At 74.2% G+C, this 21,046-nt stretch carries 18 protein-coding genes; 4 read left to right on the plus strand and 14 right to left on the minus strand.

Annotated elements, in window-relative coordinates:
• Window positions 1–2 precede the first annotated feature (2 nt).
• The 5 genes from ACFYXE_RS15630 to ACFYXE_RS15650 form a co-directional block, all read right to left on the minus strand.
• A complete protein-coding gene (locus tag ACFYXE_RS15630) occupies window positions 3–764 on the minus strand; it encodes a MerR family transcriptional regulator (protein WP_389312696.1) in 762 nt (253 codons plus the stop codon).
• A 109-nt stretch (window positions 765–873) separates the two neighbouring features.
• Entirely contained in the window at window positions 874–1,515 is a 642-nt protein-coding gene (locus ACFYXE_RS15635; protein WP_389312698.1) for a PadR family transcriptional regulator, read from the minus strand.
• Window positions 1,516–1,586: 71 nt separating this feature from the next.
• Entirely contained in the window at window positions 1,587–2,135 is a 549-nt protein-coding gene (locus ACFYXE_RS15640; protein WP_361171167.1) for a DinB family protein, read from the minus strand.
• 176 nt (window positions 2,136–2,311) lie between these two features.
• Complete coding sequence (locus tag ACFYXE_RS15645) at window positions 2,312–3,769, minus strand: aldehyde dehydrogenase family protein (protein ID WP_389312700.1); 1,458 nt, start codon at window positions 3,767–3,769, stop codon at window positions 2,312–2,314.
• A gap of 75 nt (window positions 3,770–3,844) precedes the next feature.
• On the minus strand, window positions 3,845–4,708 hold the full coding sequence (locus tag ACFYXE_RS15650; RefSeq protein ID WP_389312702.1) for a helix-turn-helix domain-containing protein: 864 nt from the start codon (window positions 4,706–4,708) through the stop codon (window positions 3,845–3,847).
• A 303-nt stretch (window positions 4,709–5,011) separates the two neighbouring features.
• Here ACFYXE_RS15650 and ACFYXE_RS15655 point away from each other — a divergent pair, with 303 nt between their 5' ends.
• The gene (locus ACFYXE_RS15655; RefSeq protein ID WP_389312704.1) at window positions 5,012–5,500 is read left to right on the plus strand and encodes an ATP-binding protein; all 489 of its coding nucleotides are present in this window, start codon (window positions 5,012–5,014) and stop codon (window positions 5,498–5,500) included.
• A 64-nt stretch (window positions 5,501–5,564) separates the two neighbouring features.
• On the opposite strand, the gene ACFYXE_RS15660 is transcribed toward ACFYXE_RS15655, so the two are convergent.
• The 4 genes from ACFYXE_RS15660 to rpmG all read right to left on the minus strand — a co-directional run bounded on the left by ACFYXE_RS15660 (window position 5,565) and on the right by rpmG (window position 7,987).
• Window positions 5,565–5,804 carry a DUF397 domain-containing protein gene (locus tag ACFYXE_RS15660; protein ID WP_223775964.1) on the minus strand — a complete coding sequence of 80 codons (240 nt, stop codon included), beginning with the start codon at window positions 5,802–5,804 and terminating at the stop codon, window positions 5,565–5,567.
• Between the two features lie 454 nt (window positions 5,805–6,258).
• Window positions 6,259–7,443 carry a GTP-binding protein gene (locus ACFYXE_RS15665; RefSeq protein ID WP_389313634.1) on the minus strand — a complete coding sequence of 395 codons (1,185 nt, stop codon included), beginning with the start codon at window positions 7,441–7,443 and terminating at the stop codon, window positions 6,259–6,261.
• 56 nt (window positions 7,444–7,499) lie between these two features.
• Complete coding sequence (locus ACFYXE_RS15670; protein ID WP_389312707.1) at window positions 7,500–7,817, minus strand: type B 50S ribosomal protein L31; 318 nt, start codon at window positions 7,815–7,817, stop codon at window positions 7,500–7,502.
• A gap of 5 nt (window positions 7,818–7,822) precedes the next feature.
• Entirely contained in the window at window positions 7,823–7,987 is a 165-nt protein-coding gene (gene rpmG, locus ACFYXE_RS15675) for a 50S ribosomal protein L33 (RefSeq protein ID WP_361171182.1), read from the minus strand.
• Between the two features lie 331 nt (window positions 7,988–8,318).
• Here rpmG and ACFYXE_RS15680 point away from each other — a divergent pair, with 331 nt between their 5' ends.
• On the plus strand, window positions 8,319–8,789 hold the full coding sequence (locus tag ACFYXE_RS15680; protein WP_389312709.1) for a hypothetical protein: 471 nt from the start codon (window positions 8,319–8,321) through the stop codon (window positions 8,787–8,789).
• 178 nt (window positions 8,790–8,967) lie between these two features.
• Here ACFYXE_RS15680 and ACFYXE_RS15685 read toward each other — a convergent pair whose 3' ends face one another.
• The 3 genes from ACFYXE_RS15685 to ACFYXE_RS15695 all read right to left on the minus strand — a co-directional run bounded on the left by ACFYXE_RS15685 (window position 8,968) and on the right by ACFYXE_RS15695 (window position 14,419).
• Window positions 8,968–11,772 carry an FUSC family protein gene (locus tag ACFYXE_RS15685; RefSeq protein ID WP_389312711.1) on the minus strand — a complete coding sequence of 935 codons (2,805 nt, stop codon included), beginning with the start codon at window positions 11,770–11,772 and terminating at the stop codon, window positions 8,968–8,970.
• A 100-nt stretch (window positions 11,773–11,872) separates the two neighbouring features.
• The gene (locus ACFYXE_RS15690) at window positions 11,873–13,030 is read right to left on the minus strand and encodes a DUF2786 domain-containing protein (RefSeq protein ID WP_389312713.1); all 1,158 of its coding nucleotides are present in this window, start codon (window positions 13,028–13,030) and stop codon (window positions 11,873–11,875) included.
• 408 nt (window positions 13,031–13,438) lie between these two features.
• Window positions 13,439–14,419 (minus strand): DMT family transporter, encoded by a 981-nt coding sequence (locus ACFYXE_RS15695; protein ID WP_389312715.1) that lies wholly within the window; start codon window positions 14,417–14,419, stop codon window positions 13,439–13,441.
• Between the two features lie 39 nt (window positions 14,420–14,458).
• Here ACFYXE_RS15695 and ACFYXE_RS15700 point away from each other — a divergent pair, with 39 nt between their 5' ends.
• Entirely contained in the window at window positions 14,459–14,989 is a 531-nt protein-coding gene (locus ACFYXE_RS15700; protein ID WP_389312717.1) for a MarR family winged helix-turn-helix transcriptional regulator, read from the plus strand.
• Between the two features lie 30 nt (window positions 14,990–15,019).
• On the opposite strand, the gene ACFYXE_RS15705 is transcribed toward ACFYXE_RS15700, so the two are convergent.
• On the minus strand, window positions 15,020–15,862 hold the full coding sequence (locus ACFYXE_RS15705; protein ID WP_361171194.1) for a nitrilase-related carbon-nitrogen hydrolase: 843 nt from the start codon (window positions 15,860–15,862) through the stop codon (window positions 15,020–15,022).
• An 883-nt stretch (window positions 15,863–16,745) separates the two neighbouring features.
• On the opposite strand from ACFYXE_RS15705, the gene ACFYXE_RS15710 reads away from it, so the two are divergent.
• A complete protein-coding gene (locus tag ACFYXE_RS15710) occupies window positions 16,746–18,467 on the plus strand; it encodes a bifunctional 3'-5' exonuclease/DNA polymerase (RefSeq protein ID WP_389312719.1) in 1,722 nt (573 codons plus the stop codon).
• A 129-nt stretch (window positions 18,468–18,596) separates the two neighbouring features.
• Here the strand turns inward: ACFYXE_RS15710 and ACFYXE_RS15715 are convergent.
• Window positions 18,597–21,046 (minus strand): AAA family ATPase (locus ACFYXE_RS15715; protein WP_389312721.1); only part of this gene is annotated, 2,450 nt, incomplete at its 5' end.

Raw genomic sequence — 21,046 nt, forward strand, 5'->3', positions numbered from 1 at the left:
GGTCAGGACCGGGCGCGCGCCGCGTTCGCCAGGATCGCGTCCCGCAGGTACACCGCCAGGCCGGGCCGGATCGCCTCGTAGAACGCGGTGAAGCGCTCGTCGTCGACGTACATCTCGCCCAGGCAGGTGTGCAGGTCGTGCGAGCACGTGTAGTGGTTCGCCGAGATGAAGCGGCGGTGCTCCTCCGCCGCGTCCATGGCCTGCGGGGAGCCGGCCGGGACGCCCCGGGCCAGCAGGTCGCCCACGCGCGCGTGGACCGCGGCCATCTCGTCGTTGATCCGCTTCCAGTCGTCCTTGGTGTACGCGGCGGACCTGCGCCGCGACTCCCGGTAGGCCTCGGTGTCGCCCCAGCGCCGGCGGACCTCCTCCTGGTACTGCTCGGGATCGTGGTCCCCGAAGACCTCGAACTTCTCCTCGGGCGTGAGGTTGATGCCCATCTTCTTCGCCTCCATGGCGGTCTCGACGGCGGCGGCCATCTCCTGGAGCCGTCGGATGCGGCCGGTCAGCAGCTCGTGCTGACGGCGCAGGTGGTCCCTGGGGTCCGTGTCCGGGTCGTCCAGGAGCGCCGCCACCGCGTCGAGGGGGAAGCCGAGCTCCCGGTAGAACAGGATCTGCTGCAGCCGGTCCAGGTCGGCGTCGTCGTAGCGCCGGTGCCCCGCGCCGCTGCGCCCGCCCGGCACGAGCAGGCCGATCTCGTCGTAGTGGTGCAGCGTGCGCACGGTCACCCCGGCGAAACCGGCGACCTGTCCCACGGGGTAGCTCATGGCCTCCGCCCTTCTTCCTGCGGTACGCGGTCCAGCCTGGGTCCTCACGTCACGTGAGGTGCAAGCCCCTCCCGCGGCCCGGGCGCCGCCCGCCGCGCGCCCGGCCCGCTCAGCGGCCGTCCTGGGGGTGCCGCTCCCCCGTGGCGTACGGGTTCTCCTCGCCGTCGGCCAGGATGCCCACGAAGGGGTCGCCCTCCCCGGCGAAGGTGTACGCGCCGCCCTCGATGCGGGCGATCAGGCCCCGGGTCCACTCGGAGCCCGTGTCGGCCGAGTGCACCCAGTAGTTCATGATCTCGCCGATGTGGCCCAGCTGCCCGGGGCCTTCCTCGGGCGTGTAGTAGTCGGTGACGGAGGCCCGCCACTCCTTGATGCGGCGCACCCGCTCCTGGAGGAGGTCCACGACCTCGCCGCGCGGCAGGTCCACCATCAGGCCGATGCCCGACGTCAGGACGTCGGGCCGCTGGTCGTACGTGGTCAGGGCCTCCCGGAGCAGGGAGAGGTACTCCTCGGTGCCCTGCCCGGTGATCTCGTACTCCGTGCGCGGCGGGCCGCCCGCGGTGGACGGGGCGATCTCGTGGGCGCGCAGCAGTCCCTGCTTCGCCAGCTGCTTCAGGGCGTGGTAGATCGAGCCGGGCTTGGCGTTGGACCACTCGTGGGCGCCCCAGTACTCCAGGTCGTTGCGGACCTGATAGCCGTGGGCGCGGCCGTGCTGGCGCACGGCCCCCAGAACCAGCAGCCGGATCGCTGACATGTACCGCGCCCTTCCCTCGCCCCCCGGTCATCAACTTTGACTAGGGTACGGGGGCACGGCGCCCGGGGCCGTCAGCCCCAGGTCTCGCCGCGCTCCAGCGCCACCAGCTCGAAGGCCGTCTTCCCGTCCAGGGACTCGCGGACGATGTCGGCGTGGCCCGCGTGCCGGCCGATCTCCTCCACCAGGTGCAGCATCAGCCATCGCATCGACACCTGGGCGTCCTGGGGGAACCACGGCGCCGGGGGGAGCGGGAAGGTGTCGTCGAGGCTCGGGACGGCGCGGATGAACTCCTCCGTCTCGCGGGCGACCCCGTCCCAGAAGGCGAGCGTCGCCTCGACGGTCTCGCCCTCCGTCAGCCGGAAGCCGTCGCCCCAGGTCTCCTCGGTGCGGGCCCGCTCGTTGGGCTTCTGCTGGGCCATCCGCAGCCAGTTCAGCTCCACCTCGGCGACGTGCTTGACCAGGCCGCCGAGGGTCAGTTCGCTGGCGCTCGGGCGGGACCTCGCCTGCTCGTCGGTCAGGCCGATGACGGAGCGCCGGACGCCGCCCCGCTGGGCCTCGACGAAGGCGATGAGGGCGCCGCGCTCGTCGCCGTGGGCTTCCGCGCTGACGTGGGTGACCATGGTGTCCGCCTTCCGTGGCTCTCTGCGGCCCGCCGGTGCGGGCTGCCGCGCCGGGGCTTCCCGACACCACGGACGTTACGGAGCCTTGCGGTCAGGTTCTGTCCGCAAGGCTCCGGTGGCGGCGCGTTTTCACCATGGGGGCGGATCGTGCGCGGGGTCAGGACGCGCGGGGTCCGTCAGAAGGGGAAGCGCGACCTGCCGTGCTGCACCGAGATCCACTTCTGGGTGGTGAAGGCGTCCACGGTCGCCTCGCCGTTCAGCCGGCCGATGCCGGAGCTCTTCTCGCCGCCGAACGGCACGATCGCCTCGTCGTGCACCGTGCCGTCGTTCACGTGGATCATGCCGGTGCGCACCCGCTGGGCGACGCGCACGCCGCGCTCGACGTCACCGGTGTGCACCGCGCCGCTCAGGCCGTACGGGGTGTCGTTGGCGATGCGGACCGCCTCGTCCTCGCCGTCGAAGGGCAGCAGCAGGGCGACCGGGCCGAAGATCTCCTGGCGCAGGACCGGGGAGTCGGCGGGCAGGTCGGTGAGGACCGAGGGGGCGACGAGATTGCCGTCCACGGACCCGTGCAGCAGGGCCTTCGCACCGGCCGCGACGGCCTGGTCGACGAGGGTCGAAACGGCCTCCGCCTGCGAGGAGTTGATCAGCGGGCCGATGTGGGTGGCCGGGTCGGCCGGGTCGCCGACGGTGAGGCCCGCGACCTTGGCGACGAACTTCTCGGTGAACTCGTCCCGCACGGAACGGTCCACGAGGATGCGGTTGGCGGCCATGCAGACCTGGCCCTGGTGCACGAAGCGGCTGAAGACGGCCGCGTCCACGGCGTAGTCGAGGTCGGCGTCGTCCAGGACGATCAGCGCGCTGTTGCCGCCCATCTCCAGGATCGAGCGCTTGAAGTGCGAGGCGCAGACCGTGGCGACATGGCGGCCCACCCGGTCGGAGCCGGTGAAGGAGATGACGCTCGGCACGGGGTTCTCCAGGAACGCGTCGCCTATCTCGGCGATGTCCGTGATCACCACGTTGAGCAGGCCGGGCGGCAGACCCGCCTCCTCGAAGACCTTCGCGACCAGGCTGCCGCCGAGCACCGGGGCGTTCTGGTGCGGCTTGAGCACCACGGCGTTGCCGAGGGCCAGGGCCGGGGCGACGCTCTTGACGGACAGCAGGAAGGGGAAGTTGAACGGGCTGATGACGCCCACCACGCCGACCGGGACCCGGTACAGGCGGTTCTCCTTGCCCTCGTCCGGCGAGGGCAGCACGCGGCCCTCGGGACGCAGCGCGACATGCACCGCCTCGCGCAGGAACTCCTTGGTGAGGTGCAGCTCGAAGGCGGCCTTCAGGCGGGTGCCGCCCAGCTCGGCGACGATCGCCTCGGTGATCTCCTCCTCGCGGTCCTCGACGACCCGCAGGGCCCGCTCCAGGACCGCCCGCCGGGCGTAGGCGTTGGTCTCGGCCCACTCCCGCTGGGCGCGCTCGGCGGCGCGGTAGGCCTGGTCGACCTCGTCCGCCGTCGCCACGGTGATGGACGCCAGCTTCTCCCCGTCGTACGGATTGAAGTCGATGATGTCCCAGGAGCCCGACCCGGCCTTCCACTCCCCGTCGATGTACTGGTGAGCCAGGTCAGTGAAGAAGGACATGAGACGGACCCCTTGCCGCGGCAGCAGCCGGCCGCATACGGAAGACACCTGATGTCACGTCATAGTACTTACGTTTCAGATGAGTTGGAGTAGACCACGGAGAAGATCCCGGCTGCCGACCGGATCCGGACTGTCCTTGTGCAGCTGCGCCACCACCCGCTCGTACTGGGCGACCTCCTCGGCCTTGTCGAGGTAGAGCGCGCCGGTGAGCTGCTCCACGTACACGACGTCGGAGAGGTCGGACTCCGGGAAGCTCAGCATGGTGAACGCGCCGCTCTCGCCCGCGTGCCCGCCGAAGCTGAACGGCATCACCTGGAGCGTGACGTTGGGCCGCTCGGAGATCTCGATGAGGTGCTGTATCTGGCCCCTCATCACTTCCCGGTCGCCGTACGGGCGCCGCAGCGCCGCCTCGTCCAGGACGCAGTGGAAGCGGGGCGCGTGCTCGGAGATCAGGAGCTTCTGGCGCTCCAGGCGCAGCGCGACCCGCCGGTCGATCTCGGCGGCGCTCGCGCCCTTCATGCCGCGCGCCACGACGGCGTGGGCGTACGCCTCGGTCTGCAACAGGCCGTTGACGAACTGGACTTCGTAGACGCGGATGAGCGAGGCCGCGCCCTCCAGGCCGATGTATGTCTGGAACCAGCCGGGCAGGACGTCCGAGTAACTGTGCCACCAGCCGGTGAGATTGGCTTCCTTGGCCAGCGAGAGGAGTGCGCCGCGCTCGGCCTCGTCCGTGACGCCGTACAGCGTCAGGAGGTCCTCGACATCCCTGGACTTGAAGCTCACCCGTCCCAACTCCATGCGGCTGATCTTCGATTCGGAGGCGCGGATCGAGTATCCGGCCGCTTCACGGGTGATGCCTCGGGACTCTCTGAGCCGCCTCAGCTGTGAGCCCAGCAGGATGCGCCGTACCACCGAGCCGCTCGACTCCCCTGCGGTCACTTCGCTCAATCCTCCCCATCGACTGGAAGCCAGCAGTCTGCCATTAAACGCTCCGGGCCGTACACGTCCGGTTACAGAAACGGAAAGCCTTCGAAAGTGCGCCAGAAGAAGTCCTGGGAAGAAATGGGCGAGAAGTGGCACGTGAACGGCCAAGTCCGGCGCGTGCACGTGCATCTGCCCTTGCATCTGCTGTACGCATTCGGAACCATGGTCCGCGCGCCACCGCTGCACCGACCGCACCATCGGCGACCGACCGCGCCACCGCTCCATCGCTACGTACCGCGAAACCGGGGAGTGCCTCGCATGGGGACGAATGGATCGACCATGCTCGAGCCGTTACGGCAGGGGCTCCCTCCGATCGACCCCTCCGCGGTCTCCGACGCGGCCTCCGTCGCCCTCCCCGCCCGCTACGAAGCGGTGGGCAGCGCACGGCAGTTCACCCGGAACACGCTCTGCCGGTGGGAGCTCGACGAGAGATTCGACGACATCGCGCTGGTCGTCTCGGAGCTCGTGACCAACGCGCTGCGGCACGCGCTGCCCGCGGACACCCCGCGCGACCGGCAGGAGCAGCCCGTGCGGCTGCACCTGATGCACTGGGCGTCCCGTCTGGTGTGCGCGGTGCGCGACCCCAGCGACGACAGTCCGGTCACCCGCGACACGGACGACGACTTCTCGGCGGAGTCGGGCCGGGGCCTGTTCCTGGTCGACTCCTTCAGCGACAGCTGGGGCTGGCACCCGCTGGCCGGCGCACTGCGCGGCAAGGTGGTCTGGGCGCTCTTCCGCCTGGGCTGAGCGAAGCGGCCGCGACCCGTCGGGCGCGGCCCACCGGGCACCGCCGGGACCTGATGCGGCCCGGCTAGCCGCCTATCAGGTGGTCGAACTCCCCGTCCTTCATCCCCAGCAGCATCGCCTCGATCTCCGCGCGCGTGTAGACGAGCGCGGGACCGTCCGGGAAGCGCGAGTTGCGCACGGCGACGTCGCCGCCCGGCAGCTTCGCGAACTCCACGCACGAGCCCTGCGAGTTGCTGTGCCTGCTCTTCTGCCAGACCACACCGTGAAGCTCCGTGGCCGCCATGCCGTTAAACGCGTGGTGCACAGATCGCTCCCCGGTAATGCAGTGCCATGAGTGGCTCTAGATGCAATGGTCAACTGTCCCGGATCATAGCTGTGTTCACATGCAGATGCATGGGCAGATGCACGTGCACGCGCGGTGGCCCTTTGGTTACAGGCTTGTCGGCATCCACCCGGCATCCCTGTTAGAAACCGGCCGTACCACCGGCGGCAGCCCTCGCGGCCGGGCCGTCACCCGTGCCGCGCCCCGGCCCGGACCCGCCCCACGGATCTGCCCGCACCTGCCCCAAAGCCCGTATGACATGCGAACGTCAGCCCCCGTCCATGATCCTCCGAGCCGTGTGCCGCGCGGGATCGGCCGGATCGCATCCCTCGCGCACACGCTCGTGTACAAGAGAGAGACGCGTACCGGGCCCTTCCTGTTCCAGGGTTCACCTATTGGTCCGGTCGGCAAAGTTGGCCGGATCGGGGTGCCGCGGTCAGACCCTCAGGAAGGCGTCGAAGGCCGGGGGCAGCTTCTTCCAGGCGGCCCGCCCGGCGGCGTACTCCTCGTCGGTCAACAGGCACGAGTCCAGGAGCCGTTCGAGCCCGTCACGGTCCAGGCCCGGCGAGGTGAAGACCAGGTGGTTGCAGCAGTCGCCGTGCTCCGGGTGCCAGTCGACGGCGGCGGCCGCGCGGCGCACGGGCGGCACCAGCTCCCAGGCGGCGTCCGGCAGCGAGGCCAGCCACGGCCCGGCGCTCTCGACGCACAGCGCCCCGCCCGCCGCGTCCCAGCCGATCAGCGTGTCCGGGTGCCCCGCGAGCCAGAAACGGCCCCGGCTGCGCGCGGCCGCGCAGGTCAGGTCCTCCAGGGCGGCATACAGCCGCCCGGGGTGGAACGGCCGCTCGCGGTGCCATACGAAGGTGGCGACCCCGCACGCGTCGGCCTCGGCGGGCAGCAGCGCGGACGCGGGATGCTGGGCCGCCGCGGCGGCCTCGACGTCGAACCCGGCGAACCCCGAGAACCCCGAGAACCCCGAGAACCCTACGAACCCGGCGAGCGCAGCCGCGGCCGGACCGCCGCCCGCGCGGCCGCCGACGACCACCTGCCGTGCCGTCGGGTGGAGTTGGGCGAGCAGGGCCCGGTCCTCGTCGTCGGCCTCCGCGGAGTCCGCGACGGCGAGCACGGGCGCGTACTCCAGCTGGCGCGCCCAGGTGTCGGCGACGGTGCGCCGGTCGGCGGGGGCGGTGGCGAGACCCACGTCGATCAGGTCGTCGCCGTTGCCGAGGCAGGGCAGCACGAGGGCCGGGTCGACGGCGGTGACGACCCCGCCGAGCACCAGCCCCGCTCCCCCGTGCGCGGCGACCGCCTCGGCCATCGCCCTGGGCTCGACCGAGTCCCACAGCTCGACGACCGCGAGCCGGGTCGGGCCCGCGCCCGCGAGGCGCCGCAGCTCGGGCAGCAGGTCCTCGCGCAGCGCGCAGCACGCGCAGTCGTCGACCAGCGGCGCCTCCCCGGTGGAGAGCACACCGCCGGCGTCGCGGACGGTACGCAGGACCGTGCCCCGCACGGCGGTCGACAGGTCGTGGTGCAGGGCAACGCTGCCGGGAACGGTGGTGAGCAGCTCGTCGACGGCCGCGGCACGCACGGCGGCGTGGAGCCCGCCGACGATCACCACGCGCATGCGGGGGTCGTCGGCGGGGGCGGGCGGGCCGGGGTCCGGGTGATCCGGAGCTCCCATCAGTGCCCGTTTCCGTTTCCGTTTCCGTTTCCGTTTCCGCTTCCGTCTCCATGGCCGTATCCGCGTCCGCGTCCGCGTCCGCCGAAGCGGCGCTCGAAGCGCTCGACGCGGCCCGCCGTGTCCAGCACGCGGGCCGTCCCCGTGTAGAAGGGGTGGCTCGCGGACGAGACCTCGACGTCGACGACGGGGTACGTACGGCCGTCCTCCCACTCGACCGTCCTCGCACTGGTGGCGGTCGAGCGGGTGAGGAAGGCGAAGCCCGCGGCCTTGTCGCGGAAGACGACGGGGGCGTACGGCGGGTGGATGTCCTTGCGCATGGTGATCAGCGCTCCTCTCGGAAGTCGACGTGGCGTCCGGCCCTCGGGTCGAACTTGCGCAGCGTGAGGCGGTCGGGGTCGTTGCGGCGGTTCTTGCGGGTCACGTACGTGAAGCCGGTACCGGCGGTGGACCGGAGCTTCACGACGGGACGGAGTTCGTTGCGAGCCATGTGCCCAGTATATGAAAATGACTCCCGTTTTCAATAGGGAGCCCGGTCCGCCGCCCGAGACGTGCGTCACCCTGTCCGTACCTGTCCGCCCCTGTCCGTACCTGTCCGCCCACGAGCGGCTGCGGCTCGCGCGGCGCCCGCGCGGACGTGGGGGCGCAGGTCCAGGTCCAGGTCCTCCTGGTAGCTTGACGGGCAATTTGGCCGGGGCACTCCGCTCCGGCCAACGTCTGTCTTTCCAGGGGGACTTCAAGTGCGTACGAATGTCCGTGGTGCCCGTGCCCGTGGCGCCCGTCGTGTTCGTTCCGGCCCGCGTCTGCGCGCCGGGGCCGCCGTGGTGGGGCTCGCCGCGGTGCTCGCGCTGAGCGGGTGCGGCGGTGACGGTGACGACGGCGGGAGCGGGGGCGGCGGCAAGAAGGACCGCGGGGCGGCGGCCTCGGGCGGGTCCGGCTCGTCGGACGAGGGCGGGCCGACTGAGGGCTCCGACGGCCCGGACGGCTCCGGGGGCGGCGGCCTGGAGGGCACCTGGGTCGCGACGGCCGACGGCAAGCCGCTGGCCCTCGCGGTCACCGGCAGGACGGCGACGCTCCTCGGCGAGGACGTGCTGTGCAACGGCACGGCAAGCGCGCGGGCGATCGACCTCACCTGCCCCCGGGGGAACGGGGACCGCACGAAGGGGAAGGTCGAGTCCGTCGACGGCAAGGCGCTGAAGGTCGCCTGGGAGGGCGCGGGCACGGACGAGTTCCTGAAGACGAAGGGCGGCAAGCTGCCGGACGGCCTGCCGACGGGTGTGCCGCAGGCCTGAGGGGCGAGGGGGGCCTCCGGGGCAGGGAGCCTCCCAGGCGGGGAGAGCCTCCCAGGCGGGGAGAGCCTCCCAGGCGGGGAGAGCCTCCCGGGCAGGGCGGCCCGCCTAGCTCATCCCTCCCCCCGGCTATCCCTCCCCCCGGCTTCTCCGCGGCGCGCTCTCCGCCGCCGCGCCGGCCTCAACGGGCGCCGGGGTCCTCGGGGTTGCGCGGGTCGGGGGTGTCGCGCGGGTCGGGGGCCGGTGCCGGTTCCGGCCGCGTCGCCGCGGGGCCCGGCGCGGGGGCGGTTCCGGAATCCGCCGTCGGCGTGGTCGTGGCCGAGGTGCCCGTGGACGTGTTCGCCGAGGAACCCGTGGACGTGGTCGCCGAGGTCGCGGCGGAGCCGTCCACCAGCAACGGCGCGGGGGCCGTGTCCAGCGCGTCGGACAGTTCGTCGAGGGTCTCCAGGAGGAGGCCCGCGCCCCGGCGGACCACCCGGTCGGGGACGCCCTCGCCGTCCCACTCCGCCAGCGCCGTGCGGACCGCCTCCCAGCGCGGCACCCGGCGTTCGCGTACCGCCTTCGCGCCCTGTTCGGTCGACTTGCGCAGCGCCTCCGCGAGCCGGGCGGCGGCGGGCACGGGGGTGGCGCCGCGCTCCGGCAGGTGGGCCTCCATCAGCATCGCGACACGGCCGAGCTGGGCGAGCACCTCCTCCGCGTCGGCGGCGGCGGCGCGGGAGACACCGCGGTGGCGCACCGGTTCGTTCTTGGCCCGGCTCGCCGCCTCCTGCCAGGCGACACGGGCGTCCCTGGCCTCCAGCAGCGCCTCGCGCACGTCGGGGCAGGCCTTGCCCGCCGGGTGGGCGTAGTGGTCGACGACCGCGGCGGCGTACCGGCCGTCCGCGATCAGCCAGTCGGCGAGGCGGGTGCGCAGGCGCGGCGTCTCCCAGGCGGGATACACGGCGTACGCGATCATCGCGAGCACCCCGCCCGCGAGCGTCAGGACGACGCGCTCCGGGACGGTCTGCGTCCACTGCTGGCCGCCCATGCCGAGCAGGAACACGACGTACGCGGCCACGCAGGCCTGCGCCGCGACCTGGCCGGTGCGCATCAGCAGGTACATGAGCCCCGCGCAGATCACGGCGAGGACCGCGGAGAGCCCCGTGCCGGGGTGGGCGAGCTGGACCAGGCCGGTGGCGAGGGCGACCCCGACGAGGGTGCCGCCGAAGCGGGCCACGGCACGGGAGTACGTCTGGGAGAAGTCGGGCCGCATCACCATGACCGAGGCCATGGGCGCCCAGTACCCGTGCCCGAGCGGCAGCCAGGTCCCGATCAGATACCCGGCGGCGGCCACGGCGGTGACCCGGATCGCGTGCCGCGTGACGGGCGAATCGTGCCGGAAATCGGCCCGCACGGCCCGCGCCGCGGCGGGCGCGAGCGCGAAGAGGGTGGGCCGGAGAAGAGGAATGGGCTGCGTGTCGGACTGGGTGCGGGGCCCGGGGCGGGGGCCGTCGGGCGCGGGGCCGGCGTGGGGGGCGACGGGCGCGGGGCCGGGGGCGTCGGGCGCGGGGCCGGGGCGGGAATCCGGGGCGGAGACCGGTGTGGGGGCGTCGGTGGATGTGGGTGCGTGGGTCGACGTGGGTGCGTCGGTGGGTGTGGGTGTGGGTGCGTCGGTGGGCGTGGGTGCGCCGGTAGACGTAGGTGCGTCGGCGGACGCGGATGCGCCAGGGGGTGAGGGTGCGTCGGTCGACATGGACGCGTCGGCGGACGTGGACGCGTCGGCGGACGTGGACGCGTCGGCGGACGTGGACGCGTCGGCGGACGTGGACGCGCCAGTGGGCGTGGGCGCGTTGGTCGACGTGGATGCACCCGTGGGTGGGGGTGCGTCGGTCGACGTGGATGCGTCGGCGGACGTGGACGCGCCAGTGGGCGTAGGCGCGTCGGTGGACGTGGGTGGGGTGAGGGAGGTCGGTGGGAGGTCGGGGCCCGTGGGGGAAGCCGTGTCGTGGGTCGGGGCGGACTGCGTGTTGCCCGCCGTTTCCAGGACGTCCCTCAGGAGCGCGCCGAGGCGGGTCGCCGCCCGGTACGCGGGGCCCGTGAGGATCGCGCCCGTGTCGGGCGTCTTCAGCGCGGCCAGCGCCGCCGGGGGGATCTTGACCGGCTCCCCGTGCCGGACGGCCCGCGCCGCGGCGTCCAGGACCGAACCCGCGGCCCCGAGGAGTTCCCGTACGCGGTCCCGTTCCGGTCCCTCCTCGGGGACGCCCACCGCCGGGTCGGCCAGGGAGGCGAGCACCGGGCGGATCCGTTCGGCGATCCCCCGCGCGCCGTGCAGCTCCGCCGGGCGCCTGCGGGCCTGGCGCGGGGTGATCGTCGCCGCGTCGCGCGCCGCCATCAGGGGCTCGGGGTCGAAGGGCGCCACCGGGTCGTGCCGGAGCCTGCGCGCGTAGTCCGCCTCGGCCGCCAGGGCGTCGGCCAGCGCGTCCCGGTGGGCGCCCCATCTGCGTACCGGAAACAGGATCACCAGCGCCGCCTGCACGCAGCCGCCGACGACCATCATCGCGGCGTGGCCCGCCGCCGCGGCGACCGACGTGGGGAGCGTGACCGTCACCAGCATGATCGCGACGTTGGACGACGCGATGATGCCGACGGTCGGGCCCGCCGCCCAGCTGAGGCCCGCCATGAAGGTCCACAGGCAGAGGAGGGCCAGGAAGAGGAGCAGGTGGGAGCCGGTGAGGTAGCCGAGGAAGGTCGACACGGCGAGGCTCGTGCCGGAGGCGAGCGCCAGCTCGGGGCGGGGCCGCCAGCTGCGCTGGAACGTGGCGATGGCCGCCTGGAACGCGCCGAACGCCGAGCTGGCGGCCACCGCGGGCCCGAAGAGGCTGAGGCTGACGCCGATGATGATCGCGAGACCGGCGGCGCCGCGCAGGGCGACCAGGGGTTCCAGCCGTTTGCGCTCGACGGTCAGTCCCGCGCGAGCCGTCTCTCTCAGCGCGCGGAGCCAGGTCACTCTGTGATGATACGGGGCATATCGGGCCCGGTGACGGCAAGGGGCCGGCGGGTGCGGCAGGCGGACGCCGCCGTCGGGCGGGGCGGGACGGCCCCGCGGGTCACGGCAGGGCCGGGCCGCGGTCGCGGGGGGCGACCCGGGCGCGGTCCGCCGCCGCGGTGCCGTGGGCCCAGCCCTCGCCGTCCGTCACGCCCCGCACCCGGGTCGTGGTCGTCTCGGGGAACATCTCCTCGGCCCGGCCCGTCACCGCGACCTCGCGCGCGGCCAGCACCGGCAGCAGCGCGGCCGCGTCCCGCGTCTCCCGCTCCGCCTCCGTCACGGCGTGCTCGCCGGCCTCGGCGAGACGTCCGCCGATGCGGTGCGCGTACGCCATCAGGAACGCCTGCCGGAACGTCTTGGTGCGCTTGCGGCCCGCCGCCCGCTGCCCCGCCTCCGCCGTCGTCATGGCCGCCGTGCCCTGCACGAGCAGGGAGGTGTGCAGGAGCTCGACGGACTCCAGGTCGGCCTCGAAACCGACCACGGTGGAGAAGCCGAACGCCTCGTTCCACACCGCGCGGCAGTGGTTCGCGGCGGCGACGGCGTCGAGCAGCATCGCCTTGGCGGTCTCGTACGGGGCGTCCACGCCGATGCGGCAGGCGCCCGGGGCGTCCTTGGCGTGCGTGCGGGCCGCGAGCAGCGCCTCGTCGAGCGAGTGCCGGGCCATCAGCTCCTGCGCCTTGGCGGTGAGCACCTCGGCCTCCTCCGGGTAGCCGGTCGCCTCGGCCTTGGCGAGCAGGGCGCGGATGCGGGTGAGCGTGCGGGGCTCGCCCTCGGCCGGGGCCGGCAGGGCGTCGCCGGGCGGCGGGCCGACCGGTTCGAGCGCGGGGAGGCGCAGGAGGAGCCGGTACAGCTGGAGGTGGGTGGTCGCCCGGGTGAAACGGTCCTGACCCCGGTCGCGCGCGGGCGCCTCCGCGGGCCCGAGCTCCGCGAGCTGGGCGGCCCAGCGGGGCGGCAGGTGGGCGTAACCGCCGGTCTCCGTCCGGATCAGGTCGGCGGCCAGGCGTACGTGCGGCTCGTCCAGGTCGCGGCGGACGAGCCGGACCACGTCGGCGGGCTGCCAGCCGCGCCGCCAGGCCCGGCCCAGGTACTCCTCGCCGCGCCGCCGCAGCTCGGCGTCCGCGTCGGGGGCGGCGGCCAGGAGGGAGGCGCCGGTGTCCAGGCCGTCGTCACCGTCGCTGTACAGCGCCGCCGCGAACGCCTTGTCGATCACCGATTCCATGGGGCCAAGGGTATGAGGTCCGGCCCCGGGACGGCCGGGGCCCCGAAGCCGCGCACTCATCCACACCCTGTGGATATCGAACGGCTGCGCTAGCCCGGAGGGCTCGGCCGGGTGCGGCTGGACGGGAACGTGGAACGTGGAACACGCGGGGCGCCGGCAGCGGTCGGATCCGGCCGGCGGCGGCCGGGAGGCGCACGATGAGCATCGCGGAAGGCGTCGACGGGCGTCACGGCAGCCGTCGACGGGCATCGCGGAAGGCGTCGACGGGCGTCACGGAAGGCGCGGCAGGCGCTGTGCCGGGAACTAGGGGCGACGCGGGGAGCGGCAGTAGCGACGCGGGGAGCGGTCGGAACGACGTGGGCGCTTCCGGGCGCGATAGGCGCACTGCCGGGACTCGCCGCACGGCGGTCAGTCCGGGCGGTCTGTCGGCCGGTCCGGCCCCCTGCCCGGCCCCGGCGGGGGCGTCGGCGCCAGGGGGCGCGCCCGGGGCGGGTGCGGGGGTGTCGGCAGCGGGGTCGGCGGGCGGGTGCCGGACCGCGGCCGCCCGAGCAGGATCCCGCCCAACACCAGCGCGAGGCCGAGAAGTTGGCGCAAGGAGAGAGACTCGGCGGCCAGCAGGGTCCCGAGCAGCACACCGGTCACGGGATTGAGGAGGCCGACCAGACCCACGGTCCCGGCGGTGAGGTGCCGCAGACCCGCGAACCAGGCGGCGAAGGCGAGGCCGGTGCACACGACGGAGACGTACGCGAAGGCGAGCACTCCGGAGGTGTCGAGGTCGGGCGGCGCCCCGTCGAACCCCACGGCGAAGGGGATCAACACCACTCCCCCCGCGACGAGTTGCCACGCCGTGGAGGCGAGCACCGGCACGTCGGAGCTCCAGCGCTTGGCGAGGACGTACCCGAGGGACGACATGAGCATCGCGGCGGCGGAGGCGAGGACGCCGATGAGGTCGGCCGAGGCGGTACCGGCGAGGAGCATGAGGCAGACGCCGCCGAGCCCCGCACCCGCTCCGGCGAGATGCGCGGGGCGGGGCCGCTCGCCGAGCAGCGGTCCGGCGATCACCATCATGACCAGGGGCGCGATCGCCATGACGGTCGACGCCAGGCTCGTGGGGAGCCGTTGGGCGGCGACGTAGACGAGCGCGAAGAAGCCGCCCATGTTCAGGACGCCGAGCACGAGGGACTTCCACCACCACGAGCCGCGGGGCAGCCGTCGGGCGAGGGCGAGCAGGAGCAGTCCGGCGGGCAGCGCCCGGATCGCCGCGCCGTACAGGGGGCTGTCGGCGGGCAGGAAGGCGTGCGTGACGTAGTAGTTCGTGCCCCAGGAGACGGGGGCGACCGCCGTGACGGCGACCCATCGCAGGGCGGGACCACGCGAAGTACCTTCCATGGAAAATACTATGCCTTCCACGGAAGCTAAAGTGAACCCATGACCGAGCCCGTCCCTCCCTCCCCCTCGCTCGACCACGTGGCGCGCATCCAGGCCGAATGGGCCCGGGAGCGGCCGGACGTCGACGTGACCCCGCAGGGAGCCATCGGCCGGCTGCACCGGCTGGGCGCGCTGCTGACCGAGCAGCTGTGCGTGGTCTACCGCCGATTCGGCCTGAGCGAGGGCGAGTTCGACGTCCTCGCGGCGCTGCGGCGGGCGGGCGCGCCCTACGAGCGGGCGCCCGGCGAACTGGCCGCGCACACCATGGTCACGACCGGCGCGATGACCAAGCGCGTCGACCGGCTCGAACACGCGGGCCTCGTCACGCGCCGCCGCGCGACCGGCGACGGACGCGGCCGGGTCGTCGGCCTCACCCCGGCGGGCCGTGAACTGATCGACCGGGCCTTCACGGAACACATGCGCAACGAACGCCGCCTGCTCGACGCGCTGTCACCCCAAGAGGCGGAGCGGATCGAGGAGTTGCTGACGACGTGGCTGGCCCGGATGGAGGGCCCGCGACCCGGTTCGTGACCGTGACCGTGACCGGCGCGGGGCGCGCTCTCAGCTGTCGCCGCCCTCGTCGATGAGGCGCCGCACCTCGCGGTCGACCAGGCCGAGGCGGGCCTCGGCGACCAGCGGCACCGAGCGGCGCTGACGGCGCGCCTCGTGCACGTCGATGTCGACCGTCACGAGCCCCGGCTCCCACTTCGGCGCCTGCGCGACGACCGTGCCGCGCGGGTCGACGACACGTGAACCGCCCCAGAACGAGGCGCCGTTCTCGTTGCCGACCCGGTTCACGAAGACGACCCAGCACTGCAGCATGCGGGCGGTGTACGACAGCAGCGTGTCCCAGTACAGGCCGGTGTCCATGGCCTCCGGGTCCAGGCTCGCCGCGCTGTTCGTCGGTACGACGATGACCTCGGCCCCGTCCTGCACGGCGAGCCAGGGCAGCACCGGCTGCCAGGCGTCGTTGCAGATGAGGGTGGCGGCCCGGCCGTGCCCGCCGGGCAGGTCGTACGCGCGCAGGTGCTGGCCCGGGCTGACGTGCTTGCGTTCCTCCCACGCCAGGTAGTTGGGGAGGTACAGCTTGCGGTGGGCGTGCAGGAGCCGGCCGTTCGCGAAGTACGCGGCGGTGTTGTACGCGCGCAGGCTGGTGTGTTCGTGAAGGCCGACGACGACGTCGGGCCCGCCGGGCGCCGTGAGCGCGAGCAGCCGGGGGTCGTCGCTCGTGATCGAGGTGTCCCGCTTCAGGCCGCCCAGGTGGTACCCGTGCAGGCTCAGCTCCGGGAAGACGACGAGGTCGGCGCCCTGGGTCGCGGCCTGGGCGATCTGGTCCCTCGCGGTCTCCAGGTTCTGCCCCACCTCGCCGAGGGCGCAGTCGGTCTGCGCCAGAGCCACTCGCATGTCGCCGACCCTGCCAGCGTGCTGTCGTCCCCGCACGCGGGGTGATCCATCCGGGCGCCGGGGGCCGGTGGGGGGCCTCCCCGGTCCCCGCCTGCAGGCTCCGACAGCCCCGCCGCTCCGCGGCGGAAACCTCCCACCCACCCACCCGTTCACCCTGCGCCGTGCGGCGGGAGTAGGGGCAGGTGAGTCCCGCCTCGCGCCGGGCGGGGGGTGGGGAACTCCCCCGCGGCGGGAGCGGGGACGGGTGGGTCCCGATGCGCGCCGGGGGGGCAGGTGGGTGGGTCTCGCCTTCGCGGGGGGGGCAGGTGGGCGAGTCCCACCCTCGCGGCGGGCGAGGGCAGGTGAGCGAGTCCCACCCTCGCGGCGGGGGCAGAGACGGTGAGTCCCGCTTCGCGCCGGGCGGGGGCGGGTGGGTGGTCTCGCCCTCGCTGCGGGGGCAGAGACGGGTGCGCCCCGCCCCCGCGGCGCGAGCAGGGACAGGTGCGCCCCGCCCCCGCGGCGTGAGCAGGGACGGGTGAGTCTCGCCTCGCGCCGGGTGGGGGCGGGTGGGCGAGTCCCGCTCGCGGGGGGGAGTAGGGGCGGGTGAGTCCCGCCCCGGTGCCGGGTGGGGGCGGGTGGGTGGGGAAATTCCCTTACCTCTCCGGTCGAGGGGACTTACGGGGAACAGCCCCCGCCGGGCCGCACCCGCACACGAGACACGAGGGGACGTGGGGGTATGTGCGCACGGAGCACCGAGGAAGCCATAGCGCCTTTGTTCGTGCAGCGGGGCGCAGGGATAGCGAGTACGCACATACCCCCGCGGCCCCGCCCCACCACGAAACCCGAGGCGAGACCCACCCAAGGCCCAGGGGCCAGTGTCAGTGGGGCGTGTGAGACTCCGAGCATGGGCACCAACAGGTGGATCATCACCCCCACCGAGGGCGACGGCGCAGAGCTCGCCCCCCTCGGGGACGACGGCCTGCCCACCGCCCCCGCCCACCACGAGCCCGACCTGGCCGAAGCCGTCCGCAGACGCCCGGACGCCACCCGCTGGATCTGGCGGTCGACCCCCGCCATCTACCCCCGCCTGCTCGCCGCAGGCGCCCGCGTGGACCGCTGCTACGACATCGAGGCGGCCGAGCTCCTCCTCCTGGGCCACGAGGGCCGCCTGGGCGAGCCCCGCTCGGCCGCCGCCGCCCTGGCCCGCCTCCGGAACACCCCCGTGCCCCCGGACCCCCGGCCCCGCGCCGCCGAGCCCGGCACCCAGGACTCCCTCTTCGAAGCACGCCCCGGCGGCACCGACGTCCCCCTCGCCGACCTCGTCGCCGTCCACGCCGAGCAGCAGCGACGACACGACGCCACCGCCCACCCCGGCCGCATGCGCCTGCTCACCGCCTCCGAGTCCGCGGGCATGCTCGTGGCCGCGGAGATGAACGCCGCGGGCCTGCCCTGGCGCGCCGACGTCCACCGCGGCCTCCTGACCGAACTGCTCGGCGAGCGGTACGCGGGCCGCGGCGAGCCCCGCCGGCTCGCCGAGCTGGCGGACGAGGTGTCGGCCGCGTTCGGGCGCCGGGTCCGCCCGGAGCTGTCCGCCGACGTGGTGAAGGCGTTCGCGCAGGCCGGCATCAAGGTGAAGTCGACGCGGCGCTGGGAGATCGAGGGGATCGACCACCCCGCGGTGAAGCCCCTGATCGAGCACAAGAGGCTGTACCGCATCTGGACGGCCCACGGCTGGAGCTGGCTCCAGGACTGGGTGCGCGACGGCCGCTTCCGCCCCGAGTACACCCCGGGCGGCACGGTCAGCGGCCGCTGGACGACCAACGGCGGCGGCGCCCTGCAGATCCCCAAGGTGATCCGCAGGGCCGTCGTGGCCGACCCCGGCTGGCGGCTCGTGGTCGCGGACGCCGACCAGATGGAGCCGAGGGTGCTCGCCGCGATCTCGCGCGACCGGGGCCTGATGGAGGTCGCGGGCAGCGAGGAGGACCTCTACACCCGCCTGTCCGACCGCGCGTTCTCCGGCGACCGCGAGCACGCGAAGCTCGCGCTGCTCGGCGCGGTGTACGGACAGACGTCGGGCGACGGCCTGAAGAACCTCGCGGCGCTGCGCCGCCGCTTCCCGCTGGCCGTGGCGTACGTGGACGACGCGGCGAAGGCGGGCGAGGAGGGCAGGCTCGTACGGACGTGGCTGGGCCGGACGAGTCCGCCCGCCGTGGGGGCGGGCGAGGACGACGAGGCGGGCATCCCCCAGGACGCCCCGCCGCCGGCCCCCGACGGGACGGAACTCCCCTCGTCCGGGAGCGAGTTCATTCCGGGCTACGCGTCGACGAACGCCCGCGCGCGAGGCAGGTTCACGCGCAACTTCGTGGTGCAGGGCAGCGCGGCGGACTGGGCGCTGCTGATGCTGGCCGCCCTGCGGCGGTCGATCGCGGAGGGCGGCCTGCGGGCCCAGCTCGTCTTCTTCCAGCACGACGAGGTGATCGTGCACTGTCCTGCGGAGGAGGCGGAGACGGTGGCGCGCGCGGTGCGCGAGGCGGGTGACCTGGCGGGCCGGATCGCGTTCGGGGAGACGCCGGTCCGCTTCCCGTTCACAACGGCGATCGTGAAGTGCTACGCAGACGCAAAATAACCCACGCCCCACGCCCCACGCCCCACGCCCCACGCCCCACGCCCCACGCCCCACGCCCCACGCCCCACGCCCCACGCCCCACGCCCCACGCCCCAACAGGCCAAAGCCCACCCGCCCGGAACGTAACGCCTAAGACCGCACGCCCTGCCCCCGCACGCCCTGCCCCCGCGCGCCCCGCCCCCGCTCGTCGAGCAGCCCCCGCAATTCCCCCACCACCTTGCTGTCCGTGCCGTCCAGCGCCCGCAGCGCCGCCCGCCACTGCTCGTACGCCTCCTCCTCGCGCCCCGCCGCGCGGAGGAGCAGCCCGCGCTGATGGCCGGCCAGGCCGGTCATGTGGGAGTCGCCGCGCTGTTCGGCGCGGTCGAGGAGGGCCGCGCACTCACGGGCCGCGTCCCCGTCCCTGCCGAGGCCGCGCAGCGCGCGGACCAGGCCGAGGCGGGCCTGGGACGAGCCGTGCCAGTCCTCGTACTCGCCGTGCAGCCGCAGGCTCTCCTCGAAGTGGACGAGCGCGGCGGCGGGTTCGCCGAGGGTGAGGTGGGCGTAGCCGATGTTGCAGCGGGCGGACTGGCGGACGACGGCGTGGCCGAGGGTCTCGCCGATGGCGAGGCTGCGTTCGTGGTGGGCGATGGCGGCGCGGGCGTCGGTGTGTTCGTAGAGGTTGCCGAGGTGGCTGAGGGTGATCGCCTCGCTGAGCGGGTCGGCGAGCTCCTTGGCCAGGTCCAGGCTCTGGTGGAGGGCCTCGGCGGACTCGGCGTGGTGGCCGAGGCCTTCGAGGAGGAGGCCGCGGTTGTTGAGGCCGCGGCGTACGCAGGACACGATGCCGAGGACGCGCCAGAGGGCGAGGGCCTCGTCGTTGAGGGTGAGGGCCTCGCCGGAGCGGCCCGACATGAAGTGCAGCCCGGCGAGGTCGGTGAGGGCCTGGGCCTCGGCGGCGGTGTCGCCCTGGTGGCGGGCGGCGGCGAGGGCGCGGGCGCCGAGGACGGCGAGTTCGGCGAGGCGGCCGCGGCGCTGGAGGTACGGGAAGAGACAGCGGACCAGGACGGGCAGCAGTCCGGCGGGGTCGCCGTGCCGCCCGGTGAGGGCGAGGACGTTCGCGAGCTCGGTGTCGCCCCAGGCGAAGGCGGCCTCCGCGGACAGCGGCGGCCTGGCCCCGACGGGCCGGCCGGGGCGTGCGAGGCGGGCGGTGACACCGCGCAGGCGGTCCGTGCGGTCCAGGCCCTCGGGCAGGATCGCGAGGAGGGTGCGGCGGGCGGACTCCGCGTACCAGCGGAAGGCTTCCTCGACGAGGTCGACGGGGATACGGGCGCCGCCACCCCCACCGCGCTCGCCACCGCCACCGCCAGCGCCGCCACCGCCACCGCCACCGCCACCGCCACCGCCACCGGGAGCCTGCGCGGCGCCCTCCACCTGGCCCCCCACCTCGCCCTCCGCCACGTCCGCTGCCCCGCCCGCCGTCTCGCGTGCGAAGTCGCGCACGAGGTCGTGCGGGGTGTACCGGCCGTACGACGTCTCGTCGAGCAGGGCGACGTCGACGAGCCGGTCGAGGGCGGCCCCGGCGCGCCGTTCGTCGGTGCCCAACAGGCGGGCCAGCAGGGGCACTCCGTACGTGGGCAGGTCGAGCGCGCCGATCCCGGCGAGGGCGCGGGCGGCGTCGCGGTCGGCCCGGCGGTCCGAGGTGCGCAGGGCGTCGAGGGCGACGGCGAGGGATCGGCGCACACTCAGGTCGTCGTACTCCAGGTGGTGCAGGCGGCCGCCGCTGGCGGTGAGGAGTTCGGCGAGGGCGTCCGGGGTGAGGGCGCGGCGGGCCGCGAGCCGGGCAGCGACGATGCGCAGGGCGAGGGGAAGGCGCCCGGCGAGTTCGACCAGGGGGTGGTCCGCGTCGAGCCCGGCGCGGCCGGAGACGGCGCGCAGGAGGGCGGCGCTGTCCCCGTACGAGAGGGGTTCCAGCGGGTGGCGGGCGGCGCCGTCGAGGGCGGTGAGCGGCGAACGGCTGGTGACGACGACCGCGCAGCCGGGTCCGGCGGGGAGCAGGGGGCGTATCTGGGCGGCGGTCGCGGCGTCGTCCAGGACCAGGAGCGTGCGGGTGGGCGCGAGCAGCGAGCGGAGCAACGCGCTGGCCGCGGACGGGTCTTCGGGGTCCTCGCCGCCGGGGCGGGGTTCGGCACCGAGGTCCCGGAGGAGGGCGGCGAGGGCCTGGCCCGGGGTGAGCGGGGTCATGCCGGGGGTCGCGCCGCGCAGGTTGACGTAGAGCTGCCCGTCCGGGAACTCCTCCCGCAGCGCGTGCGCCACGTGGACGGCGAGGGCGCTCTTGCCGACGCCGGCCATCCCGGAGACGACGGCGACGCGGGTGCCTTCTCGCAGGGCTCGGCGCAGGGCGTGGACGGTGGCGTCGCGCCCGGTGAAGTGGGCGGGCGCGGGCGGCAGTTGAGCGGGCACCCCGGACGAGCTCCCCCGCACGCCGCCCCGACCCCCCTCCGAGCGGACGTCACCCCCGGAGCCCTCCGCGCCCTCCCCCTGCCCCTCGCCCCCGACCCGCCCGACACCTTCCGGACGCCCCGCACCCTCGCGCTGCCCCGCAC

This window comes from Streptomyces sp. NPDC002564 (assembly GCF_042889645.1).
Lineage (GTDB): Bacteria > Actinomycetota > Actinomycetes > Streptomycetales > Streptomycetaceae > Streptomyces.

What these genes read in the sequence shown, in the direction of transcription:
- ACFYXE_RS15630 (WP_389312696.1), bottom strand. Translation starts at nt 764, where the DNA reads ATGAGCTACCCCGTGGGACAGGTCGCCGGTTTCGCCGGGGTGACCGTG.
- ACFYXE_RS15635 (WP_389312698.1), bottom strand. Translation starts at nt 1,515, where the DNA reads ATGTCAGCGATCCGGCTGCTGGTTCTGGGGGCCGTGCGCCAGCACGGC.
- ACFYXE_RS15640 (WP_361171167.1), bottom strand. Translation starts at nt 2,135, where the DNA reads ATGGTCACCCACGTCAGCGCGGAAGCCCACGGCGACGAGCGCGGCGCC.
- ACFYXE_RS15645 (WP_389312700.1), bottom strand. Translation starts at nt 3,769, where the DNA reads ATGTCCTTCTTCACTGACCTGGCTCACCAGTACATCGACGGGGAGTGG.
- ACFYXE_RS15655 (WP_389312704.1), top strand. Translation starts at nt 5,012, where the DNA reads ATGGGGACGAATGGATCGACCATGCTCGAGCCGTTACGGCAGGGGCTC.
- ACFYXE_RS15665 (WP_389313634.1), bottom strand. Translation starts at nt 7,443, where the DNA reads ATGCGCGTGGTGATCGTCGGCGGGCTCCACGCCGCCGTGCGTGCCGCG.
- ACFYXE_RS15670 (WP_389312707.1), bottom strand. Translation starts at nt 7,817, where the DNA reads ATGCGCAAGGACATCCACCCGCCGTACGCCCCCGTCGTCTTCCGCGAC.
- rpmG (WP_361171182.1), bottom strand. Translation starts at nt 7,987, where the DNA reads ATGGCTCGCAACGAACTCCGTCCCGTCGTGAAGCTCCGGTCCACCGCC.
- ACFYXE_RS15690 (WP_389312713.1), bottom strand. Translation starts at nt 13,030, where the DNA reads ATGGAATCGGTGATCGACAAGGCGTTCGCGGCGGCGCTGTACAGCGAC.
- ACFYXE_RS15695 (WP_389312715.1), bottom strand. Translation starts at nt 14,419, where the DNA reads ATGGAAGGTACTTCGCGTGGTCCCGCCCTGCGATGGGTCGCCGTCACG.
- ACFYXE_RS15700 (WP_389312717.1), top strand. Translation starts at nt 14,459, where the DNA reads ATGACCGAGCCCGTCCCTCCCTCCCCCTCGCTCGACCACGTGGCGCGC.
- ACFYXE_RS15705 (WP_361171194.1), bottom strand. Translation starts at nt 15,862, where the DNA reads ATGCGAGTGGCTCTGGCGCAGACCGACTGCGCCCTCGGCGAGGTGGGG.
- ACFYXE_RS15710 (WP_389312719.1), top strand. Translation starts at nt 16,746, where the DNA reads ATGGGCACCAACAGGTGGATCATCACCCCCACCGAGGGCGACGGCGCA.